13 protein-coding genes and 3 pseudogenes are annotated in these 22,267 nt (G+C 67.7%); 7 read left to right on the top strand and 9 right to left on the bottom strand.

What is annotated here, in order from left to right; translation table 11 throughout:
* Window positions 1–309: 309 nt before the first annotated feature.
* On the bottom strand, window positions 310–1,707 hold the full coding sequence (locus ACIHCL_RS33195) for a hypothetical protein (protein ID WP_399867872.1): 1,398 nt from the start codon (window positions 1,705–1,707) through the stop codon (window positions 310–312).
* Between the two features lie 697 nt (window positions 1,708–2,404).
* Between ACIHCL_RS33195 and ACIHCL_RS33190 the strand changes: the two genes are divergently transcribed.
* On the top strand, window positions 2,405–9,331 hold the full coding sequence (locus tag ACIHCL_RS33190; RefSeq protein ID WP_399867870.1) for a hypothetical protein: 6,927 nt from the start codon (window positions 2,405–2,407) through the stop codon (window positions 9,329–9,331).
* A gap of 560 nt (window positions 9,332–9,891) precedes the next feature.
* Here ACIHCL_RS33190 and ACIHCL_RS33185 read toward each other — a convergent pair.
* Window positions 9,892–10,251 (bottom strand): hypothetical protein, encoded by a 360-nt coding sequence (locus tag ACIHCL_RS33185; RefSeq protein ID WP_399867895.1) that lies wholly within the window; start codon window positions 10,249–10,251, stop codon window positions 9,892–9,894.
* Between ACIHCL_RS33185 and ACIHCL_RS33180 the strand changes: the two genes are divergently transcribed.
* Window positions 10,132–10,464 carry an NUDIX domain-containing protein gene (locus tag ACIHCL_RS33180; RefSeq protein WP_399867889.1) on the top strand — a complete coding sequence of 111 codons (333 nt, stop codon included), beginning with the start codon at window positions 10,132–10,134 and terminating at the stop codon, window positions 10,462–10,464. The two genes, ACIHCL_RS33185 and ACIHCL_RS33180, sit on opposite strands and share 120 nt — an antisense overlap.
* 910 nt (window positions 10,465–11,374) lie before the next feature.
* On the opposite strand, the gene ACIHCL_RS33175 is transcribed toward ACIHCL_RS33180, so the two are convergent.
* On the bottom strand, window positions 11,375–11,620 hold the full coding sequence (locus ACIHCL_RS33175; protein ID WP_399867868.1) for a hypothetical protein: 246 nt from the start codon (window positions 11,618–11,620) through the stop codon (window positions 11,375–11,377).
* A gap of 382 nt (window positions 11,621–12,002) precedes the next feature.
* On the opposite strand from ACIHCL_RS33175, the pseudogene ACIHCL_RS33170 reads away from it, so the two are divergent.
* The 3 genes and pseudogenes from ACIHCL_RS33170 to ACIHCL_RS33160 form a co-directional block, all read left to right on the top strand.
* Window positions 12,003–12,272: pseudogene (locus ACIHCL_RS33170) on the top strand (helix-turn-helix domain-containing protein); the annotation flags it as partial.
* Window positions 12,238–12,606 (top strand): winged helix-turn-helix domain-containing protein, encoded by a 369-nt coding sequence (locus ACIHCL_RS33165; protein WP_399867866.1) that lies wholly within the window; start codon window positions 12,238–12,240, stop codon window positions 12,604–12,606. The pseudogene ACIHCL_RS33170 and the gene ACIHCL_RS33165, both read left to right, overlap by 35 nt.
* Complete coding sequence (locus tag ACIHCL_RS33160) at window positions 12,603–13,535, top strand: transposase (RefSeq protein WP_399867864.1); 933 nt, start codon at window positions 12,603–12,605, stop codon at window positions 13,533–13,535. The genes ACIHCL_RS33165 and ACIHCL_RS33160 overlap by 4 nt, the downstream gene beginning before the upstream one ends.
* Window positions 13,536–13,913: 378 nt before the next feature.
* Here the strand turns inward: ACIHCL_RS33160 and ACIHCL_RS33155 are convergent.
* The 3 genes and pseudogenes from ACIHCL_RS33155 to ACIHCL_RS33145 all read right to left on the bottom strand — a co-directional run.
* Window positions 13,914–14,378: pseudogene (locus ACIHCL_RS33155) on the bottom strand (IS3 family transposase); the annotation flags it as partial.
* 366 nt (window positions 14,379–14,744) lie between these two features.
* Window positions 14,745–15,998: a M20 family metallo-hydrolase gene (locus ACIHCL_RS33150; protein WP_399867863.1), complete on the bottom strand. Its 1,254-nt coding sequence runs from the start codon at window positions 15,996–15,998 to the stop codon at window positions 14,745–14,747.
* Between the two features lie 68 nt (window positions 15,999–16,066).
* The gene (locus ACIHCL_RS33145) at window positions 16,067–17,059 is read right to left on the bottom strand and encodes an arginine deiminase family protein (RefSeq protein ID WP_399867862.1); all 993 of its coding nucleotides are present in this window, start codon (window positions 17,057–17,059) and stop codon (window positions 16,067–16,069) included.
* Between the two features lie 92 nt (window positions 17,060–17,151).
* Between ACIHCL_RS33145 and ACIHCL_RS33140 the strand changes: the two genes are divergently transcribed.
* Complete coding sequence (locus ACIHCL_RS33140) at window positions 17,152–18,378, top strand: helix-turn-helix domain-containing protein (protein WP_399867861.1); 1,227 nt, start codon at window positions 17,152–17,154, stop codon at window positions 18,376–18,378.
* A pseudogene (locus ACIHCL_RS33135) lies at window positions 18,375–18,849 on the top strand (integrase core domain-containing protein); the annotation flags it as partial. The gene ACIHCL_RS33140 and the pseudogene ACIHCL_RS33135, both read left to right, overlap by 4 nt.
* A 194-nt stretch (window positions 18,850–19,043) precedes the next feature.
* On the opposite strand, the gene ACIHCL_RS33130 reads toward ACIHCL_RS33135, so the two are convergent.
* The 3 genes from ACIHCL_RS33130 to ACIHCL_RS33120 are packed head-to-tail and all read right to left on the bottom strand — an operon-like array spanning window position 19,044 to window position 22,262.
* Complete coding sequence (locus ACIHCL_RS33130; RefSeq protein WP_399867860.1) at window positions 19,044–20,708, bottom strand: thiamine pyrophosphate-binding protein; 1,665 nt, start codon at window positions 20,706–20,708, stop codon at window positions 19,044–19,046.
* 16 nt (window positions 20,709–20,724) lie between these two features.
* On the bottom strand, window positions 20,725–21,597 hold the full coding sequence (locus ACIHCL_RS33125; protein ID WP_399867858.1) for an amino acid ABC transporter ATP-binding protein: 873 nt from the start codon (window positions 21,595–21,597) through the stop codon (window positions 20,725–20,727).
* A complete protein-coding gene (locus tag ACIHCL_RS33120; RefSeq protein WP_399867856.1) occupies window positions 21,537–22,262 on the bottom strand; it encodes an amino acid ABC transporter permease in 726 nt (241 codons plus the stop codon). The genes ACIHCL_RS33125 and ACIHCL_RS33120 overlap by 61 nt, the downstream gene beginning before the upstream one ends.
* Between the last annotated feature and the right edge of the window lie 5 nt (window positions 22,263–22,267).

Below are 22,267 nucleotides of genomic sequence, written 5' to 3'. Positions count from 1 at the left end.
CGGGTGGGCGGTGAGGCCCTGGACGACGTGGACGCGGCCGGGGTGCGTGGTGCCCTTCGGGACGGTGTCGAGGTACGGGACCAGCCGGTCCCAGGCGCGGGTGGTGACCCGCCCCAGGACCAGGGTGGAGAAGTTCTCGCGCGCCTCCAGGCCGAGAAGGACATGCGGGCCCGGCGGCCCGCGAAGAGGCTTGACGGCCCGGTCCCCTTTTTCACGGCTTCTTTCCGCGGGGGTGACGCGGGCGGCTCCGCACCCCTGTGTGCGTGGCAGGGAGTGCGGAGCCGTGTCCGGAGTGAGGGGCCTGCTGGGTCAGGCGGGGGTGACTTCGGCCTGGTAGCTGGCCGGGTTGCTGCCGGGGTTGTAGGGGGCTTCCACGGCGATGGTCACCGGGCCCGGGGTCGGGCCCGCGATGAGCTCGGGGGCGGTGGCCGTGCCCTGGGCGTCGGTGACGACCTCCACGCTTTCGTCATGGCCGGAGAAACGGGATCCGGTGGCACCGGAAACGGTGAACAGCACATGCAGACCCGCGAGCGGTGAACCGTTGTCAGCATCGCGCGCGGTGACCGTGAGCCGGTTGGCGAAGGCGGAGCCCGCCGCGGCCTTCTGCCCGTTGCAGGCACCCACCCCCGAGAGGTTCGCGCGGGCCTTCACAGCCGGGACGGGGGCCGGAGGCTTCGGCTTCGGCTCCGAGGCGGTGAACGTCACCTTCCGCACGATGTCGCGCCCGGAGATGTAGAGGCTGCCCTGCTTGTCCAGCGCCATCCCGTACACCCCGTCCAGTTCCGCCTGGACCGCGGGGCCTCCGTCACCGCTGTAGCCCCGCTTGCCGGTGCCGGCGACGGTGGTGATGGTGCCGTCGCTCGCCGACACCCTCCGCACCCGGCAGTCGTCGCTGATGTAGAGGTTGCCCTGCCCGTCCAGCGCCAAAATGGACGGCGCGGAGATGCGGGCCTGTGTCGCGGGACCGCCGTCACCGCTGAAGCCCCACTCTCCGGTGCCGACGACAGTGGTGATGGTGCCGTCGCTCGCCGACACCCTCCGCACCCGGTGGTTGCCCGTGTCGGCGATGTAGAGATTGCCCTGCGCGTCCAGCGCCACGCCGTACGGCGAGCAGAGCTGGGCGTTGGCCGCAGGGCCTCCGTCACCGCTGTAACCGTACTCTCCGGTGCCCGCGATGGTGGTGACGGTCCGGTCGGCAGCCGACAGCTTGCGCACCCGGTGGGTTCGGTAGTCGGCGAAGTAGATGTCCCCCTGCGGCCCCACCGTCACCGCGTGCGGCTGGACCGATGAGCTGTAGCTGCGCAGCCCGTCCGAGACGGTGGTGATGGTCTGGTCGCTCGCCGACACCTTGCGCACCGTGAGGTTGGTCGAGTCGGCGATGTAGAGGTTGCCCTGCGCGTCCAGCGCCACGCCGTCCGGTACGCACAGTTCCGCCTGGGTCGCGGGGCCGCCGTCACCACCGTGTCCTTGCTCGTCCCTGCCCGCGACGGTGGTGATGGTCTGGTCGCTCGCCGACACCTTGCGCACGCGGTCGTTGTTTCCGTCGGCGATGTAGAGATCGCCCTGCGGGCTGACCGCCACCCCGTCCGGGGAATTCAACTGGGCCTTGACCGCAGGGCCGCCGTCCCCGCTGAATCCCGGCCTCCCCGTGCCCGCCACGGTGGTGATGACTCCTGCCGGGCCGCGCTCGGGCCCCGTCGTCGCCATAAGAACTCCCCCCTCATTCGTGACATGAACGAACAGAAGCCTAGTGATCCATGCCGCACCCACCAGGGAATCCAGCCACCACCACCCCATTGATCCGCCCGGGCTACGACAAGGGACAAACAGAGCACGGCCCGCCAACAACCGCTCCACGCAGCCAACTTCAAGACGGCGGCCAGACCGCCCGTACAAGAACACCGCGTTGTACACCCGGCCGGATAAAGCCTGTCCACTGCTGTCCTCCTCCACCGCGACATACACCGGCCGCTGGCCCTCGGTGCAATCGAAGGCGAACCAGGTGGCGGCCTCACACGCGCCCGCGTCGGCCAGGCCGACGACCGACGGGCGCCGCACGTCCGTGTCCGCACCGGCATGGGGAACGGGCGGGGCAGCCCTGTGGGGCTAGTGAGACACGAAGCCCTCATTAACGGAAATTCCTTTAAATCACCCTTATGAGTGCTTAACTCTGGTCTGAGTGTTGGCATGCGCCCACCGACCAGGCGCGCATGCGGGCTCGGCGTCGTGTCATCTGCGGTTGCAGGTCACCGCTCGTGGCTGCCTGGCGTGCGTGCCCGTGCCACGAGAACTTGAGGGGTGATCCGAGGTGAGTTCGCAGAGAGGGCGGCCGCAGGCCGCCGGTTCCGCGTACGGCGGAGGGGGGCGCGGGTTGCTGATATCCCGCTCCAGATGGGCTGGCTGGTTGTCACTTTCCCTGGCACTGGCGCTGATTCTTCCGATGTTCAGCCAGGTGACCGTTGCGTGGGCGAAGCCGGTGCACCAGATCACTGGCAGGTGGGCCGGCAAGGTGCCGGCCCAGTTGGCTGCTGGTGAGGTGGTCACCGCCGAGTGGCGGGTGAACATCAACGACGACGAAGCAGCCCCGTCCAACGAGCTGGTGGACAACGTCACCTTCAAGGTGACCCTGCAACACGGCACCTTCGACGCCATACCCGACGCCTGCCTGACCAAGGACGTGACGCCGGCGTCGTCGCTGTCGGCCGACAAGGCCACCCTGACCTGCAACCTGGGCACCCAGCAGCAGGGCACCGCCGTCGTCGTCCAGACTCCCATCGTGGCGGACGGCGAGAACGGCGACGAGGTCTCCGCCACGGGCACCATCGGCGGCGAGAGCGCCCAGGTGCCGCCCATCCCGATCCGCAACGCCTTCGGGATGGACATGGTCTGGGGCACGCCGACCAACGCCTTCGAGAACGGCGACACCTACTTCGACGTCGACTTCGAGTGGACGCTGAACCTGAAGAAGGGCAGCGAGGCCGGGCCGGACTCGGTCAGCTACATCCTGAAGGTGACGCCGCCCGCCGGTTCCGTCCAGGTCGGCCCGCGCGCCTGCGAGGCCTTCTCAGCTGGCGCAGCCGACGGCCACCCGTGGTCGGGGGGCTCACACCCTGCCGGTCAGATGGCCCCGTTCGTGAAGTCCTGCACGGTCACCCCGACGGGTAACGCCAACGAGTTCAAGCTGACCCTGACCGGCATCGACTACTCGCAGGCGAAGGTGCCCACCAAGGACTCCGCGGGCGAGCCGCTGCCCACCGACCGGGTCGTCGTGGCCAGCGGTTCCGTGTGGTTCCGCCTCATGACCACCCAGGTTGGTGCGACCAAGCTGGAGTCCTCCGCGCCGACCTATACCTCGGTCTCCGGCCAGACCGCCCAGGACGACCCGTCGAACAACACCTCCAGCAAGGTCGTCATGAGGGCCGGGGCATACGTCGGCCAGTGGAGCCGGTGGTACACCGGCTCCGGCGGAACCTCGATGGACGACACGTACCGGGTGTCGCCGGGTACCCGGGTCAACGCCCACGCGGTGTCCGGACTGGCCACCTTCTCCATGGATCCGAACACAAAGCTCGGCATGTGCGTCGTGCTCGACACCAAGTACACGACCTTCGAGTCCGCCGAATGGACCGATCCGAGCCTCGCAGGGATACCGACCGAGTACTACGTCGGCGACTCACCCAGCCTGAACCCCAACTCCGGCAGCTACAACCCGGAAGCGTTCAGCTGTGGGACGGGCGGCGACGACCTCGGGGCTGCGGGCTGGGTGACCACCGTGCCGGCCGATCTGAGCACGGTGAAGGCGATACGGTCCAACTATCTGCACTCCGACATCAGGCACATCGGCACCAACATCGCCCTTGGAGCCATCCAGCAGATCAAGCCCGGCACCCCGGTGGGCACGGACGTCTGGACGTTCAAGCAGTACCGGCAGCCCAACGCTACCTGGGCGCCGATCAACGGGAACGTCACCGCGACACCTGGTGCCCGCTATGCCGCCACGACCCCCTCGCGTGACATCCTGCGCGTCATCGGCGTGGGCCCGTTCGTGGAGAAGTCCGCGGACCGGTCGGTGCTGAGGCCTGGTGACGCGGCGACGTACACGCTGACCTACTCCGCCAACGGCCAGGGCGTCGCTCCGCCGACGGTGGACGGCTACAAGATCGTGGACACGCTGCCGGTCGGGATGCTCTACGTCAGCGGCTCGGCCGACCCCGAACCGGCCGTCACGACGGACGGAAACGGGCAGCAGGTCCTGACATGGGCTCTGAACGGCGTCACCACGAACACGCAGCACACGCTCACCTACCAGGCCTCGGCCACCGACAAGGCCACTCCCGGAAAAACGCTCGTCAACTCCGCTGTCACCTCGGTGAACGGGCAGAACTCGCGTGCGGCGACCGCCACCGTGACGGTGCCCGTCAATGGTCTGACGACGATCGGGAAGAGCGCGGATGCCGCGTTCATCCCGAACGTGAAGGGTGATGGGAAGGGTTCGGGTTCGTGGACGGTGACGCTGAGGTCGTACGACCCGGTGCCACAGGAGTTCACGGACACGATCGACATCCTGCCCTACAAGGGCGACGGCCGTGGGACGTCGTACTCCGGCTCCTACAAGCTGGAGTCGGTGACCCCTGAGGCGGGTGCGAAGGTGTACTACACCACCGCCGCTCCGGGGTCGCTGTCGGACGACCCGGACGACAAGTCGAACGGCAAGGCCGGCGACGTCACCGGGAACACGGTGGGGTGGACGCAGACGTTCACGCCGGACGCGACGGCCGTGCGTGTCATCGGGCCTTCGCTGGACCCGGGCGCGCGCCAGCAGTTCAAGGTCGCCGTGGCCACCGACGGCGCCAAGGGCGGCGACAAGCTGGTGAACCGCGCGCAGGCGCGTGACGGGCACACCGAGCTGGTGATGCGCACGTCGGCGCCGATCACCGTGGCGAACTACTACTCCGCCTCGCTGAAGAAGTTCGTCCAGGACAAGGACGGGCAGTGGCACGACGCCAACGAAGCGGCCGACTACCCGGCCTTCAAGTACGGCGACACAGTCAAGTACCGGATCGTGGTCACCAACACCGGCCAGGGCACGCTCAAGAACGTGAAGGTCTCGGACGACAAGTTCCCCGAGCTCGGCGCGTTCACGATCGATTCCCTGGAACCGGGCAAGAGCCAGTCGCACGAGTTCAGCACCGTGCTGGACAAGTCCGTGTCGGGCACGTTCGTCAACACCGCCTCCGCGACGGCGGACACCCCGCCCGACTCCGAGGTCCCGCCGACCATCCCACCGGACCCGGCCGGGATCGAGGTGACCAACTACAAGGTCGAGAAGACCGCCGACCCGGCCTCCGGCCAGACCGTGGCCCCTGGTGACAAGGTCACCTACACGGTCAAGGTCACCCAGCAGGGTTCCGCTCCGGCCGACGCGTCGTTCTCGGACGACCTGTCGAAGGTGCTGGACGACGCCACCTACAACGACGACGTGAAGGCGTCGACCGGCACGGCTGAGATCAAGGACGGCGTGCTGACGTGGAACGGCACCGTCCCGGTCGGCGGCGAAGCCACGATCACCTACTCCGTGACCGTCAAGGCCGGCGGGGACGCCCAACTCGTCAACACCGTGCTGTCACCCGGCTGCGAGGTCAACGAGGACGGCAGCACCCCCAGCTGCACCACCCACCACGAATTGGGCTCGTACACCTTCTCCAAGTCCTCCGACCCGAAGTCCGGCTCCACCGTCCAGGTCGGCGACAAGATCACCTACACCGTCACGGTGAACCAGCACGGCAAGGCCGGCATCAAGGACGCCACCATCACCGACGACCTGTCCAAGGTCCTCGACGACGCCACCTACAACAGTGACGTCAAGGCCTCGTCGGGTACCGCGGAGGTCAAGGACGGCAAGCTGGTCTGGAAGGGCGACCTTCCGGTCGGCGGGAAGGTCACGATCACGTACTCCGTGACCGTGACCGGCGGTGGTGACTCCAAGCTGCACAACGTCGTCACCACCGACGACAAGCGCGGCCACTGCGACGCGGAGAAGGGCTGCGAAACCGACCACGTCTACGGCTCGTACGTCTTCTCCAAGTCCTCCGACCCGAAGTCCGGCTCCACCGTGCAGGTCGGCGACAAGGTCACGTACACCGTCACCGTCGCCCAGAAGGGTGCCGGCGACGTCAAGAACGCGACCGTGGTCGACGACCTGTCCAAGGTCCTCGACGACGCCACCTACAACGACGACGTCAAGGCCTCGGCCGGTTCGGCTGAGGTCAAGGACGGCAAGCTCGTCTGGAAGGGCAACCTCCCCGTCGGCGCCAAGGCCACCATCACCTACTCCGTGACCGTCACCGGCGGCGGCGACACCAAGCTGCACAACGTCGTCACCACCGACGACAAGCGCGGCCACTGCGAGCAGGAGGACGGCTGCGAGACGGACCACGTCTACGGCTCGTACGTCTTCTCCAAGTCCTCCGACCCGAAGTCCGGCTCCACCGTGCAGGTCGGCGACAAGGTCACGTACACCGTCACCGTCGCCCAGAAGGGTGCCGGCGACGTCAAGAACGCGACCGTGGTCGACGACCTGTCCAAGGTCCTCGACGACGCCACCTACAACGACGACGTCAAGGCCTCGGCCGGTTCCGCTGAGGTCAAGGACGGCAAGCTCGTCTGGAAGGGCAACCTCCCCGTCGGCGCCAAGGCCACCATCACCTACTCCGTGACCGTCACCGGCGGCGGCGACACCAAGCTGCACAACGTCGTCACCACCCCCGACGAGCGCGGCACCTGCGACGCGGAGAAGGGCTGCGAGACGGACCACGTCTACGGCTCGTACGTCTTCTCCAAGTCCTCCGACCCGAAGTCGGGTACGGCAGTGAAGAAGGGCGACAACGTCACCTACACCGTCGCCGTCGCCCAGAAGGGCGCGGGCGAGGTCAAGGACGCGACCATCACCGATGACCTGTCGAAGGTCCTCGACGACGCCACCTACAACGACGATGTCAAGGCCTCGGCCGGGTCGGCTGAGGTCAAGGACGGCAAGCTCGTCTGGAAGGGCGACCTGCCGGTCGACGGGAAGGTCACGATCACGTACTCCGTGACCGTGACCGGTAGCGGCGACGGCCAGCTGCACAATGTCGTCACCACCCCCGACAACAAGCGCGGCACCTGCGAGAAGGAGAACGGCTGCGAGACCGACCACGCCTACGGCGCCTACACCTTCTCCAAGTCCTCCGACCCGAAGACCGGCTCGACTGTGCAGGTCGGTGACAAGGTCACCTACACCGTCACGGTGAACCAGCACGGCAAGGCCGGCATCAAGGACGCGACCGTGGTCGACGACCTGTCCAAGGTCCTCGACGACGCCACCTACAACAGTGACGTCAAGGCCTCGTCGGGTACCGCGGAGGTCAAGGACGGCAAGCTGGTCTGGAAGGGCGACCTTCCGGTCGGCGGGAAGGTCACGATCACGTACTCCGTGACCGTGACCGGCGGTGGTGACTCCAAGCTGCACAACGTCGTCACCACCGACGACAAGCGCGGCACCTGCGAGACCGAGAAGGCATGCGAGACCGATCACGTCTACGGCTCGTACATCTTCTCCAAGTCCTCCGACCCGAAGTCCGGCTCCACCGTGCAGGTCGGCGACAAGGTGACGTACACCGTCACCGTCGCCCAGAAGGGTGCCGGCGACGTCAAGAACGCGACCGTGGTCGACGACCTGTCCAAGGTCCTCGACGACGCCACCTACAACAGTGACGTCAAGGCCTCGTCGGGTACCGCGGAGGTCAAGGACGGCAAGCTCGTCTGGAAGGGCAACCTGCCGGTCGACGGGAAGGTCACGATCACGTACTCCGTGACCGTGACCGGCGGTGGTGACTCCAAGCTGCACAACGCCGTCACCACCGACGACAAGCGCGGCCACTGCGAGACCGAGAAGGGCTGCGAGACCGATCACGTCTACGGCTCGTACGTCTTCTCCAAGTCCTCCGACCCGAAGACGGGTACGGCGGTGAAGAAGGGCGACGAGGTCACGTACACCGTCACCGTCGCCCAGAAGGGCGCCGGTGGCGTCAAGGGCGCCACGGTTACCGACGATCTGTCCAAGGTCCTGGACGACGCCGCCTACAACGACGATGCCAAGGCGTCGTCGGGCGACGTCTCGGTGTCCGACGGCAAGCTCGTCTGGAAGGGCGACCTCCCGGTGGGCGGCAAGGTCACGATCACGTATTCCGTGACCGTCAACGCCAACGGCGACGGCCAGCTGCACAATGTCGTCACCACCCCCGACGACAAGCGCGGCACCTGCGAGAAGGAGAACGGCTGCGAGACCGACCACGCCTACGGCGCCTACACCTTCTCCAAGTCCTCCGACCCGAAGTCCGGCTCCACCGTGCAGGTCGGTGACAAGATCACCTACACAGTCACGGTGAACCAGCACGGCAAGGCCGCCATCAAGGACGCCACCATCACTGACGACCTGTCCAAGGTCCTGGACGACGCCGCCTACAACGACGATGCCAAGGCATCGGCGGGCGACGTCTCGGTGTCCGACGGCAAGCTCGTCTGGAAGGGCGACCTCCCCGTCGGCGGCAAGGCCACGATCACCTACTCCGTGACCGTGACCGGCGGTGGTGACTCCAAGCTGCACAACGTCGTCACCACTCCTGACGACAAGCGCGGCACCTGCGAGACCGAGAAGGGCTGCGAGACCGATCACGTCTACGGCTCGTACATCTTCTCCAAGTCCTCCGACCCGAAGACGGGTACGGCGGTGAAGAAGGGCGACAAGGTCACCTACACCGTCACCGTCGTCCAGAAGGGTGCCGGTGACGTCAAGGACGCCACCATCACCGACGACCTGTCCAAGGTCCTGGACGACGCCGCCTACAACGACGATGCCAAGGCGTCGTCGGGCGATGTCACGGTGTCCGACGGCAAGCTCGTCTGGAAGGGCAACCTCCCCGTCGACGGCAAGGCCACCATCACCTACTCCGTGACCGTCACCGGTAGCGGCGACGGCCTGCTGCACAACGTCGTCACCACCCCCGACAACAAGCGCGGCACCTGCGACACCGAGAAGGGCTGCGAAACCGACCACACGGTGCCGCCGGGGAAGACTCCTCCGCCGTCCACCAACGTCCCGCCGTCCGGCAACATCCCGCCGTCCGGTATCGTCCCGCCACCCAACAACCCCCAGCCCGCCCCGCAATCGTCCGGGATCCTCGCCCGCACCGGCACCACCGTGCTCTCCGCGGCCGCGCTCGGCACACTGCTGATCCTCGGCGGCCTCTCCCTCGCCGTCGCCCTCAGGAGGCGCCAACGCCACAACAACTGAGGTAACCGGACCTAACCGGACCTGAAAGGGGTGTCCGTGACAGCCAGTCACGGACACCCCTTCAACGTTTCCCCACACTCCGTAGCACGGCCCGGCACACCCAGAACCCGGCCCGCCTTGCACACAGCCCGTACGCGCACCTTGACCAGCATTGCCAAGCGACACGGCCATCCCCGCCCACCCCGAAGTCGACCGGAGGCAACTGCGCGCGGCACAGAAGGGCCGGCGCTCCCCGCTCGCGTCGCTGCGCCCGGCGCCGGCGCCCGCCTGAACCTGCTGACCCCGTAGCGCTACGACGGCCCTCTTCCCTCGCCCGCCGCGTCGCAGCCGTTCACAAAGGCGGCCAGTGCGCGGCGTTGTTCTTCCTCGCGGGTGATCTGGCGGGCGAGGACGGCGTGGTCGATCTACGGGTCGACGGCGGCGAGGACCAGGCGCTGGAGTTCGGCCGGTTCCAGTGCTTCAAGCTCCCACTGCACGGGGTGGGTGGGGTCGAGCCCGTAGCGGTCGGCGAAGGTCGGCCATCTCGGGTCGCCGTGCCTGCCCTCGGCCGAGGGCAGCTCCTACTCGACGATCTGCTCAGGAGTCAGGAGCACCCGGCAGGCCTCGCCCCAGCAGTCTTCGTTGCGCCGGACCCAGTCTCGTGCGATGTCCGCGCGGCTCGCGTCGAAGTCGCCGCACCAGAGCAGGGTGGCGGGGCCGTGCCCGGTGGTGCGGCGGTGTACGACGTCGGCGTAGGACTGGGAGGCGAAGTCGTGGACGACCAGGGCCAGGATGCCGTACTCGGCCAGCCAGCCGGCGAGATGCGCTGGTCGCTGCCCGGCGGCGGGGTCAAGGACGGCGAGCTCCTGCACGAAGCCCTCCGGCGCGAGCTGCAGGAGGAGGCCGGACTGCTGGTCGGCGACCAGCCTCGCAGCCGCCACCGACACCCACCCCGGCCTCCGAGCCCGTCCGCTACCGGCGGCGCCCGATGCCGAACCGGCTGCGGGGCCTCACGGCCAGCGCTTCGGCGGCCGCGCGGTCGGCTTCCTCCGCCTGGCGGCGCGCGACGCGGTCAGCCTCCGCACGGCCGGCGGCCTCCGTCGCGCACGGCCCGCACAGCCGGTCCCACTCACCGGGCCACGAGGACCGCCTGATCTCCTGCCAGCCTTCGTCGGTGAACTTGGTGCCGCACTGCGTGCACACCGGTCGCTGCGCCTCCCGGTGAGCTGCCTCGCGCTCCGCCTGCCACTGGCGGGCCTCCCGGAGCTGGACCACGTACAGCCGCTCCCCGTCCGGGTTGTTCAGCGCCTCGCCCAGCGTCTGCCACTCATCCCGCCCCAGCCGACGCCACACCGCGCCGGCAGCCCCGGCCGGGGCGGCGGTGATCCGTTCCAGCTCGGTGACGACCACGGGCACCGCCTGGTGGTAGTCGACGGCGGTGATGCCCGCGCCCCGGCCCGGGTACGGCTCCCCGGCGAAGTAACGGCGGGCGGCCTGCTCCAGCCGCAGCATCCGACTCTCCCGCTGCGCGGCCGTCTTCCCCGTGAACACGAACGCAAGGGGCACGTACCCCTCCCGGCCGGTCGCCGGGTAGAACCGCGACCACAGCCACGGCGCCAGCCTGAGCCTCTACCAGGTCGTCCGTGAACTGCAGACCCTGCTCGCAGTCTGGACCGGCGCCTGCCCCACCTGCCACCGCGACACACCCACCCCAATACCGACCTGACCAAGCACTACTAGACGCACGAAACCGCCCCTCGCTGCCGGTGTCGGCAGCGAGGGGCGCAGTGCTGCAAGGGCTGGATTCGAACCGGTGTCGGCACCAGGGATGAATCGGCCGCTCTGCGCCTGTTGAGCTACCCCTCAGCACGGAGGTGGCCCCGCCGACGGGGGCGGCGGAGCCGGGACAATTCTGACAGAAACGCTGTGAAGCCGCACCCCGGAATCTTCCCGGCACCAGGAAGTAGTCACAAGACCGTACTGAGGGAGCACACCGGGCTCGGCCAATATGCGTACGACAAGCCGCCGGCGGCCTGACCGTGAACGCAACCTTGGTCATGTGAGTCAGCGCGACAGTTCCAAGGCCACGACAGAATCGAGGCGCAGGCTGATCCTGCCACCTCTCGCAAGAATGAAGCTGACCCAGGCGGAGCCCCCTGACTCAAGCCGCTCGACGTGGTCTGCCAGGGACATTCCCCCCGTGATCACCAGCGCCTCGCGATCCTGATTCCCTACCGCGTACCGCACCTTCATCGGTGTACTGAAGGAGGCGCTTACGCTGCCGTCATCGATCTCGGACATGTCACTCACGCGTCCTCCTGCGCGTCGGATGGAACAGCCCCGCACGCACGGGGGCCAGGCGAGAAAATCTGCGCTGCCGCAGCCTCTGGCTTCCTCAAGTCACCGTCTATCACCATGTACGTGCCATACCGGGTTGTCTTCTCGGCAGATCGCGTCGACGGGCTGGGCACGCCGCTGCCGCCAGCAGCAGCGGGCACGATCGATTTCGACGTGGAACTCAAGGCTCTCTCCTTTGGCCTTACAGCCCCCGGCGGGCCGCCATCCGCGCGGGGGCTGCTCTACGCCCATCTCCGGATGGAGGTGAGCAGAAGTCAGATTATCGGTCAGGTCGGACATTTAATGCCATGGGGTAGTGACCTATGCTCTTTCCGGAAACCCTTACTATCGGGGTATGAGTGTCAGATGTGACGCTCGGCCTCTACTGATCTTTTCGTTGGTTCTGTGGGTGTGGTGGGTCTGCGGGTGGGACTCTGTTGACGTGTTGTACCAGCCTTCTTCCGTTGTCTCCGGTTCGTCTGTTCCTCCTTTGTCACGGCCGCAGTTGGCGGAGGCCCGGCGTGTTCGTGCGGTCGAGTTGTTCGGGCAAGGCCGCTCGAACGCCGAGATCGCGGGGATGGTGGGGGTCCATGCGGAGAGTGTGCGGCGGTGGAGACGCGCGTGGGAAGAACGGCGGAGCCCAAGCGCTGCGGCGGCGTCCTGCGCCCGGTCGCCGGCCGAAGTTGGACGATGCCCAGGTCGAGGAGGTGCGGGCGGCTTTGGAGCGGGGTGCTCAGGCGCAATGGTTCGAGGCTGATCTGTGGACGCTGGAGCGGGTTGGTCTGGTCGTGGAGCGCGTGACGGAGGTGTCCTTGTCGCGGGCGACGGTGTGGCGACTGCTGACCGGTCGGCTGGGGTGGAGTCTGCAGCGGCCGGAGCGTCGGGCGGTGGAGCGGGACGACTCCGAGATCGCCCGCTGGATCGCGCATGAGTGGCCCCGCATCAAAAAGGGGCGGTGAACACACGTGCCTGGATCGTGTTCCTCGACGAATCAGGCGTCTCGCTGCTGCCTCAGATCCGCCGCACCTACGCACCCCGGGGCCGGACCCCGCTCCTGCAGAACCGGCTGAACTGGAAACGGGCGTCGATGGCCGCGGCCCTCGGCTATCACGCCACCGACCCCGATCGCGGTCCGCGCCTGTGCTTCCACCTCAAGCCCGGCAGCTACGACACCACCGCACTGATCGAGGTCCTGGAGCAAGTCAAGGTGTTCTACGGCGGCGACCGGGTGGTGTTGGTCCGGGACGGGCTGTCCGCCCACTGGAGCCGGGCGATGCGGGCCTGGGTCGCCGAACAGGACTGGCTCACCCTCGAGCGATTACCGGCCTACGCTCCCGAGCTGAACCCGGTGGAACTCCTGTGGTCCTCACTCAAGAAGCGGGAACTCGCCAACCTCGCCGGCGACCACCTCGCCGACGTCGCCGACGCCACCGAACAAGGCATCCACCGCATCAACACCAACCCCCGACTTCCATGGTCATTCCTCGCCCATACCGGCCTGACCATCCACCCACCACACCCACCGAACTTACGAAAAGATCAGTGGGAGCCGTGCACAATGTTCGCGCTGATAGCGCTGTTGGCGCAGCTCACGGTCATCTTCATCCACCGATCGAAGAACAAACCCCACTCCAGGCCCAACCCGCGCGCGTTCTACACCTGCTTGTGCCTGTTCGGCATTGCGGTCGGCTGGATGGCCATCGGCCGCCCAGAGATCACCTGGAGCAACGGTCCTCTTGTCCTCCTCAGCGGCCTGCTGATCACAGTCGAAGCGGCAGACGCGACGGTGAAGCTCGGCGCGCCCCGTTGGGCGGACAAGGCGCTGTGCATTCTGTGCGGGGCCGCAGCGGCAACGTGGACGTCGTCAGGGTGGATCCCTTGGGCTTAATGCCGCATCAGGCCATGTTTGCCCTGTTGTGAGGGACACGCGCCGCCTCGGTACCGTGCCAGGCGGTGCGTGTCCGTCATTCTGTCCGGGCCGCGATGCCCCCGGACAACATCTGCGCCGCGTTCGCCTACATCCGGGCCGGGCTACTTCTGGACGTCGCCGAACGCGTCATCCTCCCGGTCACCTCTCTGGACAACCAGAACAAGGAACCGCGCGCGGACTCCTCCGCCCTGGCCCTCGGCCGGATACTCGTCGACACCCTGCACGCCGACGACGTCACGTGCCCCCGGTGCACGCTCACCCGCCGACCACTAGAGGCCGACGGGCGGTGCACGGTGATTGGCGCACTGCTTCCCTTCCAGGGGCACATGGGGCAGGCAAGATCGCCCGTTCGACCTGCTCGAAGTCTCGCCAGGGGCCCTGCATTTCGATCAGCTCGGCCTTGAAGCTGCCGTTGAGGGCCTCGGCCATGGCATTGTCATACGAGTCCGCGACAGAGCCGACCGAGGCGGAAGCACCGACATCTGCCAGCCGCTCGGTGTAACGGATGGACACATATTGACTGCCGCGATCCGAATGATGGATGAGGCCGGAGTCTTTCTTGATCCTCCGTCTCCACAGTGTCATCTCCAGTGCATCCAGCGGGAGTTCGGTCCGTATATGGTCGGCGACCTGCCAGCCGACGATCATTCGTGAGTACACGTCCAGGACGAACGCCACGTACGCCCAGCCCGACCAGGTGCGGACGTAGGTCATATCCGCGACCCACAGCTGGTCCGGGTCCGAAGCTGTGAAGTGCGGCAGCACACCCTCGGAGACCAGCCGGTACATCACCTGCGCAGTGTGACGCCGCCGTCGTAGCTCTCCACGACCTGCCGTGCCCGGTCCACGACAGTCGGCGACCGGGTCCGATACCGTGCCATACCGTTACATGTACCCGCTGCGAAGGTCGTAGACTCGCACAGGGTTCGACCTTGCGGGGTCTACTGGTCTTGGGCCGCCCGCTGGGCCCTCGTCCTGGTGCCGCCTCGCCGGGAACTTCATGCTTCCAGTGGGGAGAACTCGCCATGTTGTTCGAGGATTGGCGCGGCTCCCGGCAAGGGCAGCCGGCCTGGTCTTGTCGGCGGGCGCCGCTGCCTCTTGCTGTCCACGAGAGGGCAGCATGCATCTCTGAACAGCGTCGTCGACATGTTTGCGGATGGCGCAGTACTACTCATCGGTCTGTACAAGCGCCCCGGCAGCGAGGCAGCGCACCACTCCGGTGAGGTGGGCGAGGCCGGCGAGCAGATCCTCGTCGCGCGTGAACTCGGCGAGGTTGTGTGAGACGCCGTCGACGCTCGGCACGAAGAGCATCACCGTGGGCACCTCGTCCTTCATGTTCGTCGAGTCGTGACCGGCGACCGTGAGCACACGGGCGTGGGTGAGCCCCAGGTCCTCCGCAATCTCGCGTGCCAGCTCGACGCCCGCCTCGGGGTAGGGGTTCTGGTCCCAGCTGTGCTCGGCGATGACCTCGACCTCGACGCGGTCTTCGTGGCGCATCCGCTCGATCGTGTCCATCAGCGAGGTGTGCGCCTCACGAATCACTTCGGCACTGGGCGAGCGCAGGTCGAGCAGCAGCTGCACCTCGCTGGCGACGACGACGGGCGAGTTCGGGTAGACGTTCAGCTCGCCGCAGGCGGTGTGCAGCATGCCTGGTTCGAAGCGGTCGACCAGCTCGCGCGCGGCAACGACCAACCTGGCCGCGCCGAGCAGCGCGTCTCGGCGATCCGCCATCAGCGTCGCGCCGCTGTGCGCCTGCTCGCCGGTGACCCGGAACTCGAACTTGTGCGCCGCCCAGGTCGCGCCCACCAGGCCGATGGTCACGCCCTCCTCCTCCATGCTGCGCCCCTGCTGCACATGGATCTCGGCATAGGAGGCCACGTCGAGACCGCTGAAATCGCCGCGCTCGCCGATGGCATCCAGCGCGCCCGCCACCGAGACACCCCCGCAGTCGACAGTCGCGAGCGCCTCCGTGAGCGCCAGCTTGCCGGTGAACACCGAGCTGCCCATCATCGAGGGCTTGAAACGCGAGCCCTCCTCGTTGAACCAGTTCACGACAGCGAGGTTGTACCGCGCCCGCGAGGGGTCGGCCCGCAGCTCCTCGGCGACGCGGAAGCAGGCGTGCGCCGAGGCCATCACCCCGTAGGCACCGTCGAAACGGCCTGCCGTCGGCTGCGAATCCATGTGTGAACCGGTGAGCACGTACGGCGCCCCCGGCACGAGCTCGAGCAGCCCGAACTGGTTGCCGATCGCGTCGTGTTGCACTTCGAACCCGTGCGACTCGAGCAGCTGGGCAAACCACTTGCGCTGTTCACCGTCGGGCTCGCTCGCCGCCTGCCGGTCGACGCCGCCGGTGTCCTCTACCGCGCCGAAGCGCGAGTGGATGCTCCAGTCGGAGAGAAAGGCGTCTTCTGGTGTCTGCATGCGGGTTGGGTCCTTCCTCGAAGGCTGGGTGTGATCGGCGGTTGAACACGGGGAGTCGGGCAGGCGCGTTACCAGTCGCGCTGCAGCTCCATGGTCGAGCAGTGCAGGCTGCCGCCGTTCTTGCGGATCTCGGAGTAGGGGATCAGGATCGGCTCGACGCCGTACTTCGAGTTGAGGTACTCGGCGGTGCGCACGTGGTCGTCGGACATGATGACCTTGCGCGGCCCGATCACGAAGGAGTTGACCGCCCAGTCCTCCTCCGGGTGCACCTCCACCGTCTCGATGCCGAGTGCGTGCAGCTGCTCGATGAAGGTGTAGGGCAGTTCGCCGGCCATGATCAGCGCGAGATCCTCGTCGAGCATCAGCAGCGAACCGTCGAGGTGGATCCAGTAGCCGGGCAACGGCACCTCGATCAGCTCGACGCCCTGCTCGGCGAGCATGCCGTGCAACTGACGATGGCCCTCGACGTTGCAGCGCACCGAGGTGCCGAAGGCCGCGAGATCTCGGCGCAGCTTCACGAAGCTGCCGCCCTCGGCGAGACCGGTGCCGGTCATCGTGCCGAGGATCGGCATCCCGGCGCCCGCGACGGTCGCAGTGATGCTTTGCTCCTCGCCGCGCCGCATCCGCGGTGCGAGGCGCAGGATGATGGCGCCCCCGGGCAGCGTGATCAGCGGGTCGCGGGTGTAGATCGACTTGGTGAAGCCCTGCTCGAAGGTCGGCGCGAGTACCACCTCGACGCCGTGGTCCCGAAGCGTCTGGACGAAGCCGGCGTGCTGTTCCTTGAAGAGGTCGACGTCCGGCGCTGTGCGATCGATCCAGTAGCGCTGGCCCGGGAGGTCGACGAGCGCACCGTGCTTCTCGGACCAGCGTTCGGACGTCAGTCCGCGCAGGCCATCGCCGGGGCTGCGCATCAGAACGCTGCGCAGGGTGCTGAACTCATCTGCCGCTCCCCACTTCCGCCCCCAGCTCGCGGTCAGCTCCTCGGGCGCGAGGAAAGCGGGCTCGGCCTCGGGGCCGAGCAGCCCGTGGAAGCTCTCGGATGCCTCGATCGGGTACTCCATGTCGGTCTCCTTCTGTGCCGGTTTCTTCGCCGTGATCCGCAAGCTATGGCTTCTGCGGCGAGCGACGCCAGGGGGGCCAGGCCACGCGATCCATGCCCTACATTGGGCACATGCACAGACGCCGCACGAGCGACGCCGCGCTCCCCGATCCACACGCCGTGATCCAGCACGCGGCCCTGCGAGCGGGCAACGAGATCGATACGCTCGTCGGCGACTTCTTGGCGCAGATCCGCGAGATTCCGCCCTACTCCGACGGGGCGGTCCCCGAGGAGTCACTGCGCGAAATGGCGGAGCTCAGCATCGGCCTGCTGCTGCAGACCATCACCCGCGAGCCCGGCGCCCGCGAGGCGCTCGAGCAGCTCGCGCTCGAGCTGGGCCGCAGCCGTGCCGACCAAGGAGTGCCGCTCGGTGACCTGCTCAAGGCCGTGCGCCTCGACTTCCGCGTCATCTGGTCATCGCTCGTGCAACGGCTCGACGACGACGGCGAGGCCTCGGCTCTGCTGCTCGGCGGCACCGAGGTGTGGGACGCGGTCGAGAGCTACTCCGAGCGGGTGCTGCTGGCCTACCAGCAGCGGATCACCGAAAGCGCCCGGGAGCTCGAGGTCGAGCAGCGGCGCTGGTTCGACCGGCTGCTGCAGAGCGGCGGTGCCCGATCCGACCTCGTGGCGCGTACGAGCCAGTTGCTGCGCATCCAGGCCGATCGCGAGTGCACGGTCTACGTGGGAGTGCGCCCTGAGAGCGGCCTCGGCGCGTACCGCGACCGCCTGCGCGCGGCCGGGGGTCAGGGTTACCTGCACGACTTCGGCGAGTTCGAGATCCTGCTCTGCCAGATGGGCCCCAAGCGCGAGTTGCCCGAGGCGGAGGGTGTCCGCGGCATTCGGATCGGCCCGGTCGAGGGCCTGCGCGGGGTGCCGCACGCCGTGCAGCTGGGCCTCGCCGGGCTCGATGCGGTGGGCACGCCGCAGAGCTGCCTCGGGACCGCCGAGCTGTGGCCGCGACTAGCCGTGGCCAGGATCGGGGAATTCATGCCGGATCTGATCCGCGAGGTGCTGAGCGGGCTGTGGGCGATCGACGCCGTCGAGCGGGAGCGGCTGATCCGCACGGTCGAGGTGTACCTCGAGACCGCTGGAATCCAGCAGACCGCCGATCGGCTCTTCTACCACCGCAACACGATCACCAACCACCTCACCCGCTTCGCCGAGCTGACCGGCTTCGACGTCACCGATGCCCGGCACACGACGCGCGTGGAACTCGCCGTGTGCGCACTGCGTGCCGAGGCGCAGGCCGGGCACGCCACCGAGCGCGGGCAGACCCCTTAGCTCGGCTGAACCATCTCGACCGGGCCACCGGCCGTGTCATACGCCGCTACGAACGCGGCAGGCCCGGCGAACTCGTCCGCGTGGACATCAAGAAACTCGGCAACACCCCGACGCCGGCGGCCACAGAGCACTGGGCCTCCGAGCAGTCAGCAAGATCCGGTCCGGGGCCTTCTACAAGTCCCATGCCTGGCGCAACGCCTTGGCAGCGGCCGGGAGCGCTCACGAACGAACCCGGCCCCACCGGCCCCAGACCAACGGCGAGGTCGAACGGCTCAACCGCACCCTGCTCGACGAAAGGGCCTACGCTCGCCCCTACCGCTTCAGAAGCCGAACGACGCGAAGCGTTCCCGCTATGGCTGCACACCTGCAATCACCACTGCGGACACAAACACCTCGCTCGCAGAGAGACCGCCCGCCAGCCGCGTTCCCAACCGCACACAGCAATACACCTGGGTCGTGCCTCCAAACTGACACCGTTCGGCCGGAGGTCGGGCTGTGCGGTGTCTGGTGCGTGCGATCGCAAGGCGGAGGAGCGTCCTCGTACTGGACGTATGAGGACGACTCGCACAACGCCGCGAACCATGGGGCCTCCCCTGCTCCAGCGAAGCCGAAAGTTCGGAGAAGTGCCAGACAGCGCACAGCAGATGACAGTTTGAATAATCGGCCTAGTCCGACGCGGTCTCGAACATGCCAAGGTCGACGTGCACCAGCGTCACGCCGGACGCAGCCAGCGCTGTGGCGATCACAGCCTCAAGGGTATCCGGATCGCTGACCGCGTAGCCGTGGCCGCCGAAGGCCTCGACGAGGGCCGGCCAGTTCGGCTGGGCCAACCGCACGCCGATCGGGTCGATGCCGCGGTCCGCCTGGTTCTGCTCGATCTCGCCGTAGCCGCCGTTGTCAATGCACACGATCGTGAGGTCGAGACGCTGTTCGACGGCGGTCTGGAGCTCCTGGATCGAGAACATGAGTGCGCCGTCGCCGATCACTCCGACCACCGGCCGCTCCGGTGAGGCGATCTTCGCGCCGATGGCTGCGGGCAGGCCGTAGCCGAGCGTGGCGTAGGTCGCCATGTACATGAAAGCTCCGGGCTCGTCGGGCCGCACGCGGCTCGCCATCCCGTAGTAGGTGATCTGCGAGGAGTCGCCCGTGACGACGGCATCGGGCGGCAGCGTGGAGGCGATGCGCCCGGCCACGCGATCCTCGAGCTCGGCAAACTCGGCTGCATCGCGAGCGGTCGCCTCGCGTACTTCGGCGAGATCGCACCAGGGGGTGGCGCCCGATGCCGGACCGCCGGGCTCCGCACCGAGTACGGCGGAGAGCTGTGCGAGCACGGCGCTCGCGTCGCCGATCAGCGCGTGCGTTGCAGCGAGGTTCTTGTGTGCCTGCGAGGCGAGGATGTCGACGCGGATCACGGTGCCCTGCGGGGCGAGTTCCCCGTCCCAGAGTTCGGTCTCGCCGAGCTTCGAGCCGACGACGAGCAGCGCATCGGAGCCGTTCACCACGCGGCGCACCGCGTCGAGGCGCAGCCCCGATCCGAGGGAGAGCGCATGGCTCTCGGGCAGCACGCCCTTGCCGTTGAGCGTGGTCACCACAGGCACGCCCAGGTACTCGGCGAGCGTCTGGAGCTCGTCGCCTGCGCCCACCGAGCCGCCGCCGGCGAGGATGACCGGCTGTCGGGCCGTGCGCAGGGCCGACGCTGCCGCGTGTACCTCCGCCGGCCCCGCGATTGCGGACGGGGGAAGTGGTCGCGGCGTGAGGCTCGCAAGATCGATGTCGGCCGGCCCCTCGAGGACGTCGAGGGGCACCTCGATGTAGACCGGGCGCGGCCGCGAGGTGCGGAAGAGCTTGAAGGCGTCGTGCACGGCCGCCACGGCTTCTTCGGCGCTCCTCACCCGCCGGCCCCACTCCACGATCGCCGAGGCGGCGCCGAGTTGATCCTTTGTCTCGTGCAACGTGCCGATGTCGGCGAACTCCTGTCCGAGCGGCACGCCTGGGGCGAGGATGATCAGCGGCCGCGACTCGCAGTAGGCCGTGCCTGCGGCTGAGAGGGCGTTCAGTAGTCCGGGGCCCGAGGTGGTGATCACCACGCCGGGCAGGCGGGTGCGTTGCGACCAGCCGTCGGCGGCGTAGCCGGCGCCTTGTTCGTGGCGCGTGGTCACGGCGCGCATGCCCAGTCGTCGCAGGTGGCGGTAGAACTCCACGTTGTGGGTGCCCGGGATCCCGAACACCGTGTCGACGCCGTAGGCCCGGATCAGGCTCAGGACGGCCAGACCGGTGTTGTCGGGGTCTACGCCGGCCCCGCGCGCCCGTTCGGCCTCGGCCTCGGGCACGCGGGCGGCAGTGAACTTATGTGACATGGCTAAGGAACTTCCGGGTCCGTTCGTGCTGGGGGTTCTCGAAGAACTCCTCCGGTGGCGCGGCCTCGACGATCACGCCGCTGTCGAAGAGTGTGACCTCGTCGGCCACCCGCCGGGCGAAGCGGACCTCGTGGGTGACCACGATCATGGTCATGCCGTTCTCAGCCAGCTGCTCCATCACCTCGAGGACCTCGCCGACGAGCTCGGGGTCGAGCGCCGAGGTGGGCTCGTCGAAGAGCAGCACCGAGGGTTCGAGCACGAGCGCACGTGCGATCGCGACGCGCTGCTGCTGGCCGCCCGAGAGCTGCGAGGGGTAGTGCCCCGTGCGATCGGCGAGGCCGACCCGCTTCAGCATTTCGGCCGCGGTTTCCTCGGCCTCGCGCTTCGCGACCTTCTGCACCGTCGTCATCGCGAGCTTCACGTTGTCGAGGGCGGTCAGGTGCGGGAAGAGGTTGAACTTCTGGAACACCATGCCAATCTCGCGGCGTTCGACCGCGAGTTTGCGTTCGGGGTGGTACTTCAACCGGTTGGCGTGCTGGATCGCGCCGATCCGCTCGCCGTGCAGCAGGATCTCACCCCGATCCGCCGGTTCGAGCAGCGCCATCAGGCGTAGCATGGTCGACTTGCCCGAGCCCGAGGGACCGAGCACGGCCTTCACCTCGCCCTTACGCACCGAGAAGTCGACCCCGCGCAGCACTTCGTTGCCGCCGTAGCTCTTGTGCAGGCCGCGCACGAACAGCGCTGGCCCGGCATAGTTGCTGCCGTCAGGCAGCAGCGCGCTGCGAGTGACCAAGCCGTCGTTCATTTGGATCCACTCCCCATCCGCAAGAACGACGACCGCTTCCGGTCGACGTTCGTCCATGCCACCTTCTTCTCCAGCCACCGCTGCAGCATCATCAGCAGCGAGACAATCACCAGGTAGTAGACCGCGGCCACGCTGTAGAACTCGGTGTAGCGGAAGGTGTTGGCAACACCGGCCGAGGCCAGCGTCATCAGCTCGCGCAACGAGATCACGCTCGCGAGCGAGGTGAACTTGATCAGGCCGATGAACTCGTTCGACAGCGGCGGCAGGGCCACACGGAATGCCTGAGGGAACACGATCTTTGTGGTGACCTGCACCGGCTTCATCCCGAGCGCCCGGCCGGCGAGCGGCTGCCCCTCGTCCACCGAGAGCAGCGCGGCGCGTACGATCTCGGCCATGTAGGCGGCCTCGACCAGGGTGAGCCCGAGCACTGCTGCCCAGAACGGGCTGTACCAGTCCTGGCGCAGCGCCGGGATCAGCTGAGGCAGCGCGTTCCACACCACCACGAGCACCAGCAGTGCAGGCAGTGCCCGGAACAGCCAGATGTAGACGGCGCTCACGCCGCGGGCCGCGGTGTACTTGCTCGCCCGCCCCAGCGCCAGCAGGTAGCCGAGGGCGAGCGAGAGCACGAGTGCGACGGTCGCGACGGAGAGGGCGAGCAGGGCGCCGAACGCGAAGGTTGGTGAGAGCAGCTGCTGCCAGAAGACTTCGAAATCGAAATCCATCGGTG

Source organism: Streptomyces sp. NPDC052042, assembly GCF_044548345.1.
GTDB lineage: Bacteria > Actinomycetota > Actinomycetes > Streptomycetales > Streptomycetaceae > Streptomyces.
The sequence above is the reverse complement of the archived record's forward strand: the minus strand, read 5'-3'. Positions and strand labels throughout refer to the sequence as shown.